This is a genomic window from Pseudomonas sp. FME51 (genome assembly GCF_014897305.1).
Map to the genome: position 1 here is coordinate 76,929 of NZ_JABUYN010000007.1, position 13,870 is coordinate 90,798.

Below are 13,870 nucleotides of genomic sequence, written 5' to 3' on the forward strand. Positions count from 1 at the left end.
CTATTCCACATCCACTTCAAACCAGGGCTTTAATTTTCCCATACAAATCGTAGAGGTGTAGGGCCGACATATCCAAAATAGGTTCATACATAAACGAATTCAGATGGATATTTTCCGGCGTCATGAGGTTGACCTGAGACAGCACCATTATCTGGTCGCTAGCGTCAGGAAACATCAAAGAAAACTTACTATACAACTCAAAAGTCTGGTTGTTGCTGATGCCATGGACAAAATTTGAATCATTGATTTTAGCAATCATAAATTCTTCAGCTTTGAGCCGAATCCCGATTGATAAAATCACCTTGGACTCCAACTCAACATCATCATCCGCCTTAACAGCCAAAGCTTCTGCCTCATCGTAAATAAGCTGCATTGCAGAGGTCGTCGGATTTGGAAGTGACAGATTGGCCTGATCCAGCAATGTAGCTTTGAATGAGGCTTCTAAATCTGCGATGGTCAGCGTCGCGCTATCTGCCTTGACGTGCAACAGCGACGTGAGCATGAGATAGTGCGGGCTCGTAACACCATGGCAGTATTCAGCTAAATTGCGCACGAATGGGATACTTGCTACAAGAAAGGCAGGGTTTTTTGCTAGGCTACCTTTCCACGTCGTGAAAGGATTTTTCTGATATTTTTCTTCTACAAAAGCCAGAGCTCCCTGGTTTTTTTTAGCAAATAATCTCCGACTCCTAGCAATTTGAAGCCTGCCACTTATCGTTCGATGGAAATCAAAATTATGCGTTAAAAAAATCAGTCTGAAAAATGGAATTTTTGCAATTTCGTTAAAGTATTCAATTATTGCGTATTTGTTTTTATAATCAAATGAATCTGCGATATCGTCGATTATTAACAGCGTTTGTTGATTTGACTCACGCCGCGCTTGAATCTCAAACAACACGTTGAGTATATATAAAGCACGCTTTTCTCCTTGACTCAGAACCTGAAGCAGCTTCTCCTCTTCTACTCCACACGTTCCTTGTCCATCCTGAAACTCAAAAGTAACTTTCGGGGTTTCCCCCTTGAGAATAACATCTTGTTGATTCTGAACGACCAGTTTAAACGGCACGTAAAACCTTTCATTGAATTGGGTAACAACCGCAGCCCACTTCGTCTTTTCTGCCTCTGCTTGATGTGCCGTCTCTGCGATTACATCCTTTGCTGAAGCATAGGCCGCAGTAAATAAAATCAAAGTGGGTTTGGCGGTATTAAAATAGGAATTCCACAGCTTCTTCCTGAACCCGTTAAAATCCCCAAGCTCGGCCAAAATTTCCGGATGCCCTGTTAGATACTCTCGAAACCTCTTGAGCTCCGAGTTTTTCTGAAGCTGCTTATCTACGGCTTCAAATTTAGCGGATAGCTCTTTATCACCTAGAATGCGCTGTTTTTCCGCACTAACAAGTTCTTCCAATTCTTTCGCTGAGGCGACCTCTAATTTTTCGCCACCATTTGAAATATTCAGCGTATGGTTTGCATCAAAAAATCCGTTATTTTGAAGGTTTTTGGAGACGTCAGCGGCACCAGTATGATTGAACTTTTTGTTGAGCAATGGAGAGTTCTCAACAAGCTCTTGATACTTCGATATATATTCTTTTAGTTGCTCGTGTAAAGTCCCAGCCTTGAACGCCGTGATTGTTTTGTCATTGAATATTTCGACATATATCAGGTCTGAAAATCGAGTATCACCATCTAAATTATCAGCTAGATCTGCAAAGAAGTCATAAGGATTTTTAAACTGGAAGACGTCTTTAATTTCAGAAGCTGGCGATGCTTTTCCTGGCCAACCTGAGATTTCCTTCAGCGTCTTCAAGAGACCTTCTTGAGTTGAGTCTATATTTCGAACGGCCTCTTCATATTTATGCCTCAACATTGGGTTAACTAGAAGCGTTGAGATCCCTGCCCCGGCATATCGTTCAACATATGGCTTGATAACAAATAAGGACTCAGAGGTGATCGGCGTAGCTGGGGCAGAAGTAATTAATCTGCTGGTTGGACGTTCGGGAAATATCAGATCTTGGCTATCCCGTCCCTCTTGGACATCCAGAAACGTTCGCGCTAGCGAAGTTTTCATGAAACCGTTTGGCGCATATACAGAGAAAGCAGAACCAGCAGGAGCCTTTGCGCTTCCTTTAAACGTGAGTGTTGCGTCGAGCTTTTGTATTCCGTAGCAATTCTCTAGTTTAATATCTAAGAGATCCATATCCTTTTCTCCAGTTTTAAGGTACTGCTATAGGTCGACACTATCGATTTGCCAACATTCTGTCTATGCGTCGTTGTGGTGAATCCGGTTCAGTCTCATACCGCGTGGTTATACGGCCATCGAGCTGCTTCTAGGAAGCTAGCCAGTGAAGCATTCGTGCAGGCATGGGTCATCCTCTGGAAACGGTTTAGGAACAGGGCGCCATCTTTGACCTGGGCTGGCACGGGCCAGCAAGGCCTGAATTCTTGACCGTTTTGTTTTTGTTTGGTGGGTCGATCCGGCCAGCTCGATCCTATTGTTGAAGCTCCGGTTCTAAATGGGGCTGCATCGCAGCCCCAACAGCCTAATTACTCGCCAACCGGATACCACGTCGCATAGTTATCGTTGAAATTTTCCTCCAGCTCATAGGCTTCATTCCTGGGCCCTTTAACCACCGACTCACGACGCGCAAAAGCTTCCCTCATATGTTCCCGAGCAAGTGCCGCAGGCACATAAGCCATGCCGTGCCACTTACTTCGCCATGCAACCAACTGGCGATCAGTTTCAATCACATACACAGGCGCATCCAGCCGCTCACGCAGGCGTGGAACCGCGAAAGCCCCATCCAGCCCCCTCGGAATACGAATTTCCTGCCCGCACTTGTCCCAACCTGCCCAGAGGCTGTAAAAGCGCATACGGCGTTCGCGCTGGGAGATGAACTCATAGTAGGCCACGTTAGGCTTGGGTAAGACCCTGGCACAAGCCTGTCGCATGAGCTTCGTTGAGTACTTGCCGATCTGGGCATCAGGGAGTTCGGCGATCTTCTGCTCGAAGTGATGGCGGTTATTGAAACCGAGCGTGCGGCAAAGGTGATCGAGCCGTTGGCAATGCGTCATGCCATCGTCTTTGAATTGATAGGACAGGTACTTGAGGTCGTTATAGCAGTCGATTTCAGCAGACATGATTTTTCTCCATTGGCCTATACCGATATTTCGGTAATTGCATGCTGCTTGCTTGGCCGGACAAGGCGAAAAATCAAGATAGAGACTTGAGGGTTTTTTCCCATCGCAGCAGGGTGCCTCCCCAGGCCAAGCAATTCTTGTTCATCGACATTAGTGATGTCAACCCCCTTGCCTCAGCGAGTGTTCACACAAGCCTATCGCCTACCACTGCTAGGCGGTGGAGCAAAAAGGAAGCGTGCAATACGCCCCGGTTGGGGTACGACACCTTCCTGGGTAGTATCTGGAATGCTAGAAAAAATGGAGCCTGGATTTTGTATCAACCGGCCGACGACTATGGTGAATGAGGTGTCGCCAGCCCCTACCGTGACCTTTATGGGTCGGAAACTGCCCATGGTGAAGACTGCTTTTGGCCGGAAGCTGACTTTCGAAGCAAAAAGGGGACAGATTTTTTCTTCTGGCTTTTCGCCGGATCCGATGGGATTTACTGCCCTTGGTCTATGATTTCTCAGCCCAGCGTCGCTAACTGCTGCAGAAAGGGTGGCTCGACTTCCGTGTATTCAGACAAAAGCAGCCTAGCTGATTGTAGGTATTCTGTTGCAGTTCACGCGGGCACCTTGATGCTCTGTAAGAAGCTTACCAGCTCATGGACGCGGGTAGACGGGTTATCTGTATTGTTGGCTTGCGCCTCCGCTAGTGAGCGCGCGGCATTGTGTTTGGCAAACTCCAGCTGATCCAACAGCAGGTCGAAGATATTACCCGCACCTTTCTCATAGTCAGCCAAATACATTTTAAGCTCAGAAAGCACCTGGTTGCCCGAGCTGTTCCCGGGCAATGCAGCATAGGGTCGCGTGCTGTAAGCGTAGTGCAATAACAACCAGTATTCGAAGCAGGGTACCGAGTTAATGGCGATAAAGGTGTCGCGCGGCTGCGACTTAGCAATCGCCTGCAAAGCAGCAGCATAATGCGCATGTGAGTCCTTATCGAACACACAGAATACCTTGTCAAACGCATCCCCTGTGTCTCTTTCCTCGCGATAGCGTTGTTTGGCAAACTGCAGTACGCTATTGGGGTCTGACCCGCATTCACCACAGACTTCGATATTGGCGGTATTTAGACCGTAGTGGTTTCTCAGCCCTTGAAAATAAAGAGGCTCGGTTTTTTCGCCCTCACAAACAATCAGTACTCTGGCATAGGGTTCACGTCTTGCAGCGCGCCGCTGTAAGCCCCGTGGGCTTTTTGCCTTACGTTTACGAAATAGATTATCCGTGCCCATTAGCCAGCCTGCTTAAGTGACCTAACAAAAGGTAAAGCGCCATAGCGTCCCGAAAGGTATGCGGCCTCCAGATTCTCACGGCCTTTGCGTGGGCTGAAGTCCGTTAACGGATACAGCGCTGTGGCCTGGGACTTGTCCTTTTCGCAGAACCAGATCTGATCGCGCCGGAACACCTCCTGATTGAGGATTGAGGTTTCATGGGTCGTAAAAATCAGCTGAGCATTATTGGGATTCGTTTCCGGGTTATGGAATAACTGCACCAAAAACTGCACCAGGCGCGGATGCAGGTTATCGTGCAACTCGTCGATAAAGAGCACAAAGCCATTGGTCAGCGAATCAATCCAAGGGCCTGCAAAGGAGAACAGTTTTTGCGTCCCATCAGACTCATCCTCAAAATCAAATGCAATGGGTTTACCGTCATCACCCATGCGGATTGTTTTAATGTCAAGAATTTTTTTATCCTTCATGCCGCCAACAATAGCGTCTCGCATAGGCTCCGGCATATCGCTTGGTAACGCATCAGGATCAAAAGGGTGGGTTTCGACAAGGACATCGTCGATATGCAAGTCAGCGGCGCGCAGAAAATCCATAATCCGCTCCTTGTCGGTGCCTTCGCACAGGGAGGCGCTGAAGGTAGGTCCCCAGCCCCCCACATTAGCCAGTCGCAGGGTATTTTTGAACCAGTCAAAAACAGGTTGCAACTGCTCGCTGTTGAGCTGCACTGCCGTAGATAGAAACAACGCATTATCGCGAGTAGATTTTTGCCAGAGCTGTTTTTCCCCGACCAGGTTATTGCCTAGTTCCCAGTCATAACGCTGGTCCTCCGGGTTCCAGACGCGACCAAACCAACGTTGTGCACGGCCCTTGGGGTAAGCCAACAACCACTCCTCATGGATGCGCTCAGCCGTAGCGGCAAAGCCATACTGGTAGCGAACCCCACCCACTAAAAAGGTGACTTCAAACTCGCTGGGCTGCTGCCGCGATTGTGAATTCAGGCGAAACGGGGTCATCGGCAGCTTGTCGCCGCGCTGCAAGCTAACGGCCGAATCCACCACAACCTGCTTCATGGTTTGCAGTGCCAGCAGCAGATTCGACTTGCCGCTTGCATTGGGGCCGTAAATGGCCGCTGATCGCAGCAGCGAGATGTCGTTCGCTGCGGTTGCATCAAAGGTGTTGGTGGCCAGCATTTCATCACCTTTGCCTTTCGCTAGGGTAAAAGTTTGTACTTCACGAAAGGATCGGAAATTGGCCACACTCATTTCGACGAGCATAGGGTGCTCCAAGGACATGCTTTCAAATGTGTCAGACAGGCCTAGAATCTAGCACTCAGCAGGAATCAAAACCAATTTAATTTGCGATTTTTGACAAAATTCGGCTAAAACAGCAATAAAATAGTAATGGAGCGAGGCTTTCGGCATGCGTAGCAGCATCTGGATTGGCGAGCCGGAATTCCAGCCCCTCTATCTCAGATCGCCGCTAGCTCGCAGTCCCCGGGTTAGGGATAGCAAAAGGGGAGACAGAAAAAGAGGACCGATTTATTTTCCCATAGCTTAGTGGGATTGGTGGTAAGGAGCGACCGCTTCTGGCCGTTAGCAGCCTCCAGCATTCACCCAAGAAACACATTTTCCCGATGCCACCTAACCAACCCACCATCCGGCACAAACCGCTCAGGTAACACAATCTCACTTCCCTCAATCCCCACCAGCGCCGACCGAGCAAACGAATCTGCGCGGCTCTTCAATTGATCGCTCACCATCACCGTAAAGTCATCAGACAATGCAATAAGCCCCTGATCGAATGCCCGATCATGCAGGGCTGACAGGCATAGGCCGTTAGCCGGGTTCAGCCTGTTCACTTTGTCGACACTCCAAGGCACGATATGGCTTGCGAGGAGCAGGCGGGGTTCGCTCAAGCCAGACATGCAGCACTTCGCTTTGTAGCTTGCGAGGACGGCCTTGCGAAAGAAGCTCTGCCGAATCCGTATGCGAACCTGGGCTTCTCGCGTTTCGCCGGCATAGTCAGCGGGATCTTCGGCAATATTGAAGTGTGCTGTTGGAACTGCGTGTTCCGATGTGGTGAGCAGCGCGCTGCATTCATCAACCAAGCTTTGCCAATCGTTCTGGAACTGGTCCCAGATAACTCGATCCAGCTTTGATGCGCCGGAGAGGCCTTTGCGGCCGGTTCTGGTGATGGCTGGATCCAGGCTGGCCAAGTTGACGAGTTTCATCGCTACTGAAGATGGTGTCCGACCAAGCCGGGTTGCCAGGTCGATGATGTCTGGGCTGCCTTTGTGAAGCCGGCCGAAGGGAAGCTGGCAATACAAATAGAAAGCCAATTTGAGCTCATCGGCAGTCCAGCGCACATTGGACAAAACGGACTCCTTTCTCGTCTCGCTGTGGTGGCACCAGGATAGCTCAACAACACCGTTGCGGATATGATCCCGTTACGCACATTAGCAAGGAAGCCGCATGCAGCAGAAATGGACCGATCGCCCGCCAAGCGAGGACCCAATAGATGTCCTGCTGAATACCTTTCCGGCGTTTCTCCGAGCACATGGGTCCCTCCTGGCGAAAGCGCTCCCTCCAGTTTCCGGGCTCGGTATCTTTTTGCTGTACTTCTACCGCAACCACTTCTATCCCAGCTTTGATCTGTTCCAGTTTTCGTCGTTATTGCTGGCGGCGGCGTGTATTGGCTTCGCCATTGTTGGTGCGGTGATTTTTATGATGGTTATGCCAGGCGCCATGATCTTTCACTTGTTTCTGAACGAGAGAAAGGTCAAGGAAGAGCTGAGGTATGCAATACCCTATTCGGAAGATGCGCGCGTTCGAACCGTTTGGCAACTGATAGGTCTGGCATATTTTGGTCCTCTTTGTACGGTCGGCTTTGGTCTGGTGACTGTGGTATTGCTTGAGCCGGACCTGTTCGCTCTCGCCACGCTCCTATGGCCAGCCTGTATAGCACTGGGCTTCGGCATTGCGCTCCAAATACGGTTTGATCTACCTCGCTGGAGTTTCTTCACTTACTGTTGGTCGGGTTATATCGCGCTGTTGATCTTCGTTGTCCTGTTTTCAACCGTCCTGCAAAGCAGCCTGCCAATCATCGAGAACTGGAGCGCCGCACTGCATTACCCGATTCTCTGGGCGATCCCCATAGGCATTGCCATCATGGTATCAATCTGTTCGATGGGACACTTCGCGGGTTGGAATGCCGCGGTGCTCTTTGGTCTGTTCTTTGGTTTGGTTGTGGCTGGCTATAGCGGCCTGCTCACTACGGTCCCGGAAAAGGTGGTGAAGGCTCTCGGGCTCGGTGCCTACGAGGCGGAAATGGTCATGCTCGATCCGGCGTTTTGCAATGCCGACCTCAGCGAACTGGGCATCGCCGAGGACTGTACGTTACGCAATGTTCATGTGGTGTGGTCGTTCGGCGAGTCGATCGTGCTGCGCCCTGCCCTCGAGCAGCCACGGCAGATCCAGATTCCTGCCGTATTCGTTCGGTCGTTGGTTCAAAAAGCCGGTGTAGATCCTTAGCGAACCCGGCGCAAATGACCTGGCTGCAATGATGTAGGGAGACCAGCTATGGTTTATGGTGTTTCATATCAGGCTTATTGAGCATTCCCGTATACCGTCCAAGGAGACAAGCATGACCACCGCATCAACCCGGGCCGCCGCCATTCGCAGCGCGCTGCAGGTCAATCCCAATCTCAAGGGAGTCACCGAACTCAAGCTGGAGATCGAGCGGCGTGTCGATTTCATCAAGGACACGCTGCGCCGCTCCGGTATGCGGGCGCTGGTGTTGGGGATCAGCGGCGGGGTGGATTCGACGACGGCGGGCAGGTTGTGCCAGCTGGCGGTCGAGTCTCTGCGGCAGGAAGGCTATGAAGCGACCTTCTATGCCATGCGCCTGCCCTATGGTGTGCAGTTTGATGAACATGATGCACAGGCGGCGCTGGATTTCATCAAGCCGGACCAGATCCGCACGGTCGATATCAAGGGCTCGGTAGATGCGATGATGACCTACTTTGCCGACGAGCCAGCGGAAGCGGCCAAGCGCGATTTCGCCAAGGGCAACGTCAAGGCCCGCACCCGCATGGTCGCGCAATATACCCTGGCCAACTTCGTTAACGGGCTGGTGGTCGGTACCGATCATGCTGCCGAAGCGGTGATGGGCTTTTTCACCAAGTTTGGCGACGGTGCCTGTGATCTGGCTCCGCTGACCGGCTTGGTCAAGAGCCAGGTACGGCGTATCGCTGCGGAGTTGGGTGCGCCGGCCGGGTTGGTTGGCAAGATACCCACCGCCGATCTTGAAGAGCTGCAACCCGGCAAGCCGGATGAGGATGCCTACGGGCTGAGTTATGAGCAGATCGATGCCTTCCTGTTGGGCGGCGCCATTGATGACGAGACCGCACGGAAGATCATCGAGCGGTACGACATGACCGCGCACAAGCGTCAGCTACCCCTGGCCCCGTGATCCGGCAGGCAGAGACGCCAAGTTTGCGATAACCCGCGCATGATCTATGCGCATGGAAAGCGCGCACGGCAGCCGTTCCTGGCCGCCCGCGTGCGATGCTGATTTACATACGCTGATTCAAGCCCATGTCCCAGAAGTCGATTTCCAGGCGGGTGGCGTCGCTGAAGATGCGCACCAGTTGCTCGAAACGGCGCGGCGAGACGTCGGCCAGTTCCCGGTTCAACCAGTCGACTTCCGCGGCGCTGGCCTGTTGGAATGCCTCGCTCTCGTACATGGCAATCCAGGGCTCGTAGGGGTTGGTCTCGCCGCGTAGGGTTTCGCTACGGTTGATCAGCCATTTGGCAACCTGGGCGTAACCGACCAGGCAAGGTGCCAGCGCTACGTGCAGATCCAACAGGTCGCCGCGGTTGCCGGTATCCAGCACGTAACGGGTGTAGGCCAGGGTCGCACGGGCTTCGGGCAGCGCCTGCAGCTCCTGCTCGGAGATGCCCCACTGGCGGCAATATTCGATATGCAGTCCCAGTTCCAGGCCGATGATCGCTTCCAGTCCGGCCTTGGCGTGGCGCAGGTCTTCCAGCGTCGGGCTCTTGTAAGCCGCCAGCGCGAAGGCCCGGCCAAACTGGATGAGAAACAGATAGTCCTGTTTCAGGTAGTGGCGAAAGGCGTCTTCATCCAGAGTGCCATTGCCCAACTGCTCGACGAAGGCGTGCTGAATATAGGCGTCCCACTCGACCTGACACCGCTGCTGAAGCTGCTCGAAAGTAAAAGCCATTTTTATCTCTCTGATTTATTGGGAGTTTTTACTGGCAGATACCATAGCCTGACAACGTGCGAAAACAAAACGCATGAATGCTTCGCCCGGTTAGCGGTAGCGAGACGCGGTAATCAGGCACTCTCCGCGGCAGGATCAGCTACTTCCGGCCGGCGCGCATACCGCTCGGCCAGCACCGCGCAGACCATCAGCTGAATCTGGTGAAAGATCATCAGCGGCAGAATCATCGCCCCCATACTGCCGCCGGCAAACAGCACCTGCGCCATGGGCACGCCAGTGGCCAGACTTTTCTTCGAGCCGGCAAACAGAATAGTGATCCGGTCTTCAGTATTGAAGCCCGTCCGCCGCGCCAGTTGCTCGACCAAGACCAGTACCAGCGCCAGCAAGATGCAACAGGCCAACACCAGTCCGCCCAACTGCAGTAGTGGAATATTCTGCCATAGCCCTTCCACCACCGCGGCACTGAAGGCGCCGTAGACCACCAGCAGGATCGAGCCCTGATCGACGTTCTTCAGCCAGAACTTGTTCTGCTCGACCCAGTGACCGATCCAGCGGCGGGCAAACTGCCCGGCGACAAAGGGCAGTAGCAACTGCAGGGTAATCTGCCCGATCGCGCCCAGCGTATCCCCGCTGCCAGCCTCAGCCCCCATCAGCAGCATCACCAGCAACGGCGTGAGAAAAATACCCAACAGGCTGGAGGTCGCGGCGCTGCAGACGGCCGCCGCAACGTTGCCGCGGGCCAGCGAGGTGAAAGCGATAGCCGACTGCACCGTGGCCGGCAAGGCGCAGAGAAACAGCATGCCCAGATAGAGCTCATGGCCCATCAGCGGCGCCAGTACCGGCTTGAGAGCCAGCCCGAGCAAGGGAAAGAGCAAGAAGGTACAGCCAAACACCACCAGATGCAGACGCCAGTGCGTGGCCCCGGCCCAGATCGCCTCGCGGGATAGTTTGGCACCATGCATGAAGAACAGCAGGGCGATCGCCAGGTTGGTGACCCAGCCGAATACCACCGCCACCTGATCGCGTACCGGCAACAGACTTGCCGCCACCATCACGGCGACCAGACACAGGGTGAAGTTGTCGGGCATGAAACGGGGACGGGCCATGGTGTCGATCTCCGGACGATGGGCGGCTTGCGTTGATGAACGCATGAGTCTACTGTCGGGCAGACTTTCTGGCTAACGCGATCAAGGCCCACAATGTCGAGAAACGGACACAGCAGCCCCGTACATCGTCCGATACCACAGTTATCGAATCTGCCCCGCCCGCTGTATGCGCGGGTCGAGTCGTTGGCTCGGCCGGCAGCCACGGACTGGCACAGCCACCCCTGGGCCCAGCTGTCCTATGCCACCCAGGGGGTGCTCTCGGTGCATACCCGGACCGGGCGCTTTCTCGCGCCGCCACAGCGGGCGATATTGGTGCCGCCGGACCTGCCCCACGCCGTTCTCAGTTCACCCCGCACCGAAATGCGCAGCCTGTACATGGAGCCGCACGTGGTGGAGTGGGTCGAAGAACACTGCATGGTGCTGGAAATTACCCCACTGCTGCGCGAACTGATCAGCGCCTTCGGCCAGGTGCCGGCTGAATATGCGCTCGATGGGGCCGACGCACGGCTGGTTGATGTGCTGCTTGATCAGCTGCGGGTAGCGCCGCGCACCGGCCTGTTCCTGCCCTGGCCAAGCGACCCGCGATTGCAGACCGCCTGCGAGCAGCTGTATCAGAGCCCGGAACGCAGCGTCAGTCTGCAGCATTGGAGTCGAGAGCTGGGCATATCAGAAAAAACCCTGTCGCGGATCTTCCTGCGCGAGACCGGTATCGGTTTTCGTGCCTGGTACCAGCGCCTGCGCCTGCTGCATGCCCTGCCGTTGCTGGACCAAGGCCACAGCGTCACCGATGTGGCGCTGGCCTGCGGCTACGACTCCACTTCAGCCTTCATCGCCGCATTCCGCCAGCAACTGGGTATGACGCCCGGCGCGCTAGCGGCCCGGGTATGATCAGATCGCCTCCAACTTCGCATAGGCGACCATCAGCCATTTGCTGCCTTCATCATCGAAGTTCACCTGAATCCGCGCCTGAGCGCCGTGGCCTTCGTAATTCAGCACCACGCCTTCACCGAACAATGAGTGCATGACCCGCTGGCCCAGCGCAAAACCGGTGCTGTCCGTGGCTTCCTGGGCAAACATGCTGCCTTTCCCCTTGGCGGGGCCGAAGGGACGGCTGACCTGATTGCCCAGACGTACTTCACGGATGAATTCAGCAGGGACTTCGCGGACGAAGCGCGAGACCTTGTTGAAGGTTTCGCTGCCGTACAGGCGACGGGTTTCCGCCCAGGTGATAACCAGTTGCTGCATGGCGCGGGTGATACCGACGTAGGCCAGACGGCGCTCTTCTTCAAGGCGACCGGGTTCTTCCAGGCTCATCTTGTGCGGGAACAGGCCTTCTTCCATGCCGGCCAGGAAAACTAACGGGAATTCCAGACCCTTGGCGCTGTGCAGTGTCATCAACTGGACGCTGTCCTCGAAGCGGTCGGCCTGGGTTTCGCCAGCTTCCAGCGAGGCATGAGCAAGGAAGGCCAACAAGGTGTCGCCCTCTTCTTCGTCATCGGCCATGTCGTTTTCAAAGGCACGGGCGGCGGAGACCAGTTCTTCCAGGTTCTCTACGCGGGCCTGGGCTTTCTCACCCTTTTCCTTTTCGTGAAAGGCCAACAAGCCGCTATGTTCGATGGTCTGCTGCGCCATGCTGTACAGCGGCACCCCTTCCACGCGCTCGGTCAGCTGTTCGATCAGCTGCATGAAGGTCTGCACCGCGTTGGCGGCGCGCCCCGGCAAGCCCTTGTTGTCGAGCAGGTCGCAGCCGGCCTGCCACAGCGATACATCCTGCTGCCGGGCGTGCTGGCGCAGAGCTTCCAGAGTCTTGTCGCCGATGCCCCGGGTGGGGATGTTGATGATGCGCTCCAGCGCGCCATCATCGCCGCGGTTGGCAATCAACCGCATGTAAGCCATGGCGTTCTTGATCTCGGCGCGCTCGAAGAAGCGCTGACCGCCATAGATGCGGTAGGGGATTGCTGCACGCAACAATGCCTCTTCCAGCACCCGCGACTGGGCGTTGGAACGGTACAGAATGGCGATCTCGCTGCGCGCCATGCCTCCGCTGAACGCCTCGCTGATGCGATCGACAATGAACCGCGCCTCGTCCTGTTCATTGAAGCCTGCGTACAGCGAAATCGGCTCACCATCGTTACCGTCGGTCCACAGTTCCTTGCCCATGCGCCCCGCGTTATTGGTGATCAACGCGTTGGCGGCCTTGAGGATGGTCGCGGTGGAACGGTAGTTCTGCTCCAGGCGGATCAGCTCGGCGGTCGGGTAATCCGTCTGGAATTGCTGGATATTCTCGATGCGCGCACCGCGCCAGCCGTAGATCGACTGGTCGTCATCCCCCACCACCATCAGGCTTGGGCTGTTACCGGCAATCAGCCGCAGCCAGGCATATTGTACGGCGTTGGTATCCTGGAACTCGTCGACCAGCATGTGCCGGAAGCGTGCCTGATACTGCTCACGCAGCGGCTGGTTATCGCGCCACAGCTCCAGCGAACGCAACAGCAACTCGGCAAAGTCGACAACGCCGGCACGCGCGCAAGCCTGCTCGTAGGCAGTATAGATGCGCACCATGGTGGTCAGAAACAGATCACCGGCAGCCTGGATGTGCTGCGGTCGTAGCCCTTCGTCCTTCTGACCGTTGATCCACCACTGCGCCTGACGCGGCGCCCACTGGTTTTCGTCCAGCCCCAGCTCGCGGACCACCCGTTTGACCAGCCGCAGCTGGTCGTCACTGTCGAGAATCTGGAACTGCTCAGCCAGTCCCGCCTCGCGCCAATGGGCACGCAGCAACCGGTGTGCCAGCCCGTGGAAGGTGCCGACCCACATGCCCTGCGGCGAAATACCCAGCAACTGCTCGATGCGCTGGCGCATTTCGGCGGCGGCTTTGTTGGTAAAGGTGACCGACAGGATGCTCCAGGGAGAAGCTTTTTCCACTTCCACCAGCCAGGCAATGCGATGCACCAGAACCCGGGTCTTGCCGGAGCCGGCACCAGCCAGAACCAGCTGTTGACCGGTGGATGCAGTGACAGCCTGGCGCTGGGCGTCGTTGAGAGAGTTGAGCAAATGAGAGATATCCATCGCGGCATTCTACCGTGCACACGCCCGGGCCGGAAGGAAGAGTGA

11 protein-coding genes are annotated in these 13,870 nt (G+C 54.8%); 3 read left to right on the plus strand and 8 right to left on the minus strand.

Going from position 1 to position 13,870, the window contains the following annotated elements; genetic code table 11:
• Window positions 1-16 precede the first annotated feature (16 nt).
• The 5 genes from INT39_RS13515 to INT39_RS13535 form a co-directional block, all read right to left on the minus strand.
• Complete coding sequence (locus INT39_RS13515) at window positions 17-2,197, minus strand: hypothetical protein (RefSeq protein ID WP_193074503.1); 2,181 nt, start codon at window positions 2,195-2,197, stop codon at window positions 17-19.
• A gap of 347 nt (window positions 2,198-2,544) precedes the next feature.
• Window positions 2,545-3,138 carry a hypothetical protein gene (locus INT39_RS13520; protein ID WP_193074505.1) on the minus strand — a complete coding sequence of 198 codons (594 nt, stop codon included), beginning with the start codon at window positions 3,136-3,138 and terminating at the stop codon, window positions 2,545-2,547.
• A 601-nt stretch (window positions 3,139-3,739) separates the two neighbouring features.
• Complete coding sequence (locus INT39_RS13525) at window positions 3,740-4,411, minus strand: RloB family protein (RefSeq protein WP_193074507.1); 672 nt, start codon at window positions 4,409-4,411, stop codon at window positions 3,740-3,742.
• Complete coding sequence (locus INT39_RS13530) at window positions 4,411-5,682, minus strand: AAA family ATPase (protein WP_193074508.1); 1,272 nt, start codon at window positions 5,680-5,682, stop codon at window positions 4,411-4,413. The genes INT39_RS13525 and INT39_RS13530 overlap by 1 nt, the downstream gene beginning before the upstream one ends.
• A 335-nt stretch (window positions 5,683-6,017) precedes the next feature.
• Window positions 6,018-6,773 carry an HNH endonuclease gene (locus INT39_RS13535; protein WP_319021366.1) on the minus strand — a complete coding sequence of 252 codons (756 nt, stop codon included), beginning with the start codon at window positions 6,771-6,773 and terminating at the stop codon, window positions 6,018-6,020.
• 106 nt (window positions 6,774-6,879) lie between these two features.
• Here INT39_RS13535 and INT39_RS13540 point away from each other — a divergent pair, with 106 nt between their 5' ends.
• Together INT39_RS13540 and nadE are read left to right on the plus strand one after the other, a co-directional pair.
• Window positions 6,880-7,938: a hypothetical protein gene (locus INT39_RS13540; RefSeq protein WP_193074510.1), complete on the plus strand. Its 1,059-nt coding sequence runs from the start codon at window positions 6,880-6,882 to the stop codon at window positions 7,936-7,938.
• A 112-nt stretch (window positions 7,939-8,050) separates the two neighbouring features.
• Window positions 8,051-8,878, plus strand: a complete 828-nt coding sequence (gene nadE, locus INT39_RS13545; protein WP_193074511.1) for an ammonia-dependent NAD(+) synthetase — start codon at window positions 8,051-8,053, stop codon at window positions 8,876-8,878.
• A 103-nt stretch (window positions 8,879-8,981) separates the two neighbouring features.
• Here the strand turns inward: nadE and tenA are convergent, their stop codons facing one another.
• Window positions 8,982-9,650 carry a thiaminase II gene (gene tenA, locus INT39_RS13550; RefSeq protein WP_193074512.1) on the minus strand — a complete coding sequence of 223 codons (669 nt, stop codon included), beginning with the start codon at window positions 9,648-9,650 and terminating at the stop codon, window positions 8,982-8,984.
• A gap of 113 nt (window positions 9,651-9,763) precedes the next feature.
• Window positions 9,764-10,756, minus strand: coding sequence for a bile acid:sodium symporter family protein (locus INT39_RS13555; protein ID WP_193074665.1), 993 nt, complete (start codon window positions 10,754-10,756; stop codon window positions 9,764-9,766).
• A 93-nt stretch (window positions 10,757-10,849) separates the two neighbouring features.
• On the opposite strand from INT39_RS13555, the gene INT39_RS13560 reads away from it, so the two are divergent.
• The gene (locus INT39_RS13560) at window positions 10,850-11,644 is read left to right on the plus strand and encodes an AraC family transcriptional regulator (protein ID WP_193074514.1); all 795 of its coding nucleotides are present in this window, start codon (window positions 10,850-10,852) and stop codon (window positions 11,642-11,644) included.
• On the opposite strand, the gene uvrD is transcribed toward INT39_RS13560, so the two are convergent.
• Window positions 11,645-13,825, minus strand: a complete 2,181-nt coding sequence (gene uvrD / locus INT39_RS13565) for a DNA helicase II (RefSeq protein WP_193074516.1) — start codon at window positions 13,823-13,825, stop codon at window positions 11,645-11,647.
• Window positions 13,826-13,870 lie beyond the last annotated feature (45 nt).

Excerpts from the sequence above, each read along its gene's own strand:
- INT39_RS13515 (WP_193074503.1), bottom strand. The coding sequence starts at position 2,197 with ATGGATCTCTTAGATATTAAACTAGAGAATTGCTACGGAATACAAAAG.
- INT39_RS13520 (WP_193074505.1), bottom strand. The coding sequence starts at position 3,138 with ATGTCTGCTGAAATCGACTGCTATAACGACCTCAAGTACCTGTCCTAT.
- INT39_RS13525 (WP_193074507.1), bottom strand. The coding sequence starts at position 4,411 with ATGGGCACGGATAATCTATTTCGTAAACGTAAGGCAAAAAGCCCACGG.
- INT39_RS13530 (WP_193074508.1), bottom strand. The coding sequence starts at position 5,682 with ATGCTCGTCGAAATGAGTGTGGCCAATTTCCGATCCTTTCGTGAAGTA.
- INT39_RS13540 (WP_193074510.1), top strand. The coding sequence starts at position 6,880 with ATGCAGCAGAAATGGACCGATCGCCCGCCAAGCGAGGACCCAATAGAT.
- nadE (WP_193074511.1), top strand. The coding sequence starts at position 8,051 with ATGACCACCGCATCAACCCGGGCCGCCGCCATTCGCAGCGCGCTGCAG.
- tenA (WP_193074512.1), bottom strand. The coding sequence starts at position 9,650 with ATGGCTTTTACTTTCGAGCAGCTTCAGCAGCGGTGTCAGGTCGAGTGG.
- INT39_RS13555 (WP_193074665.1), bottom strand. The coding sequence starts at position 10,756 with ATGGCCCGTCCCCGTTTCATGCCCGACAACTTCACCCTGTGTCTGGTC.
- INT39_RS13560 (WP_193074514.1), top strand. The coding sequence starts at position 10,850 with ATGTCGAGAAACGGACACAGCAGCCCCGTACATCGTCCGATACCACAG.
- uvrD (WP_193074516.1), bottom strand. The coding sequence starts at position 13,825 with ATGGATATCTCTCATTTGCTCAACTCTCTCAACGACGCCCAGCGCCAG.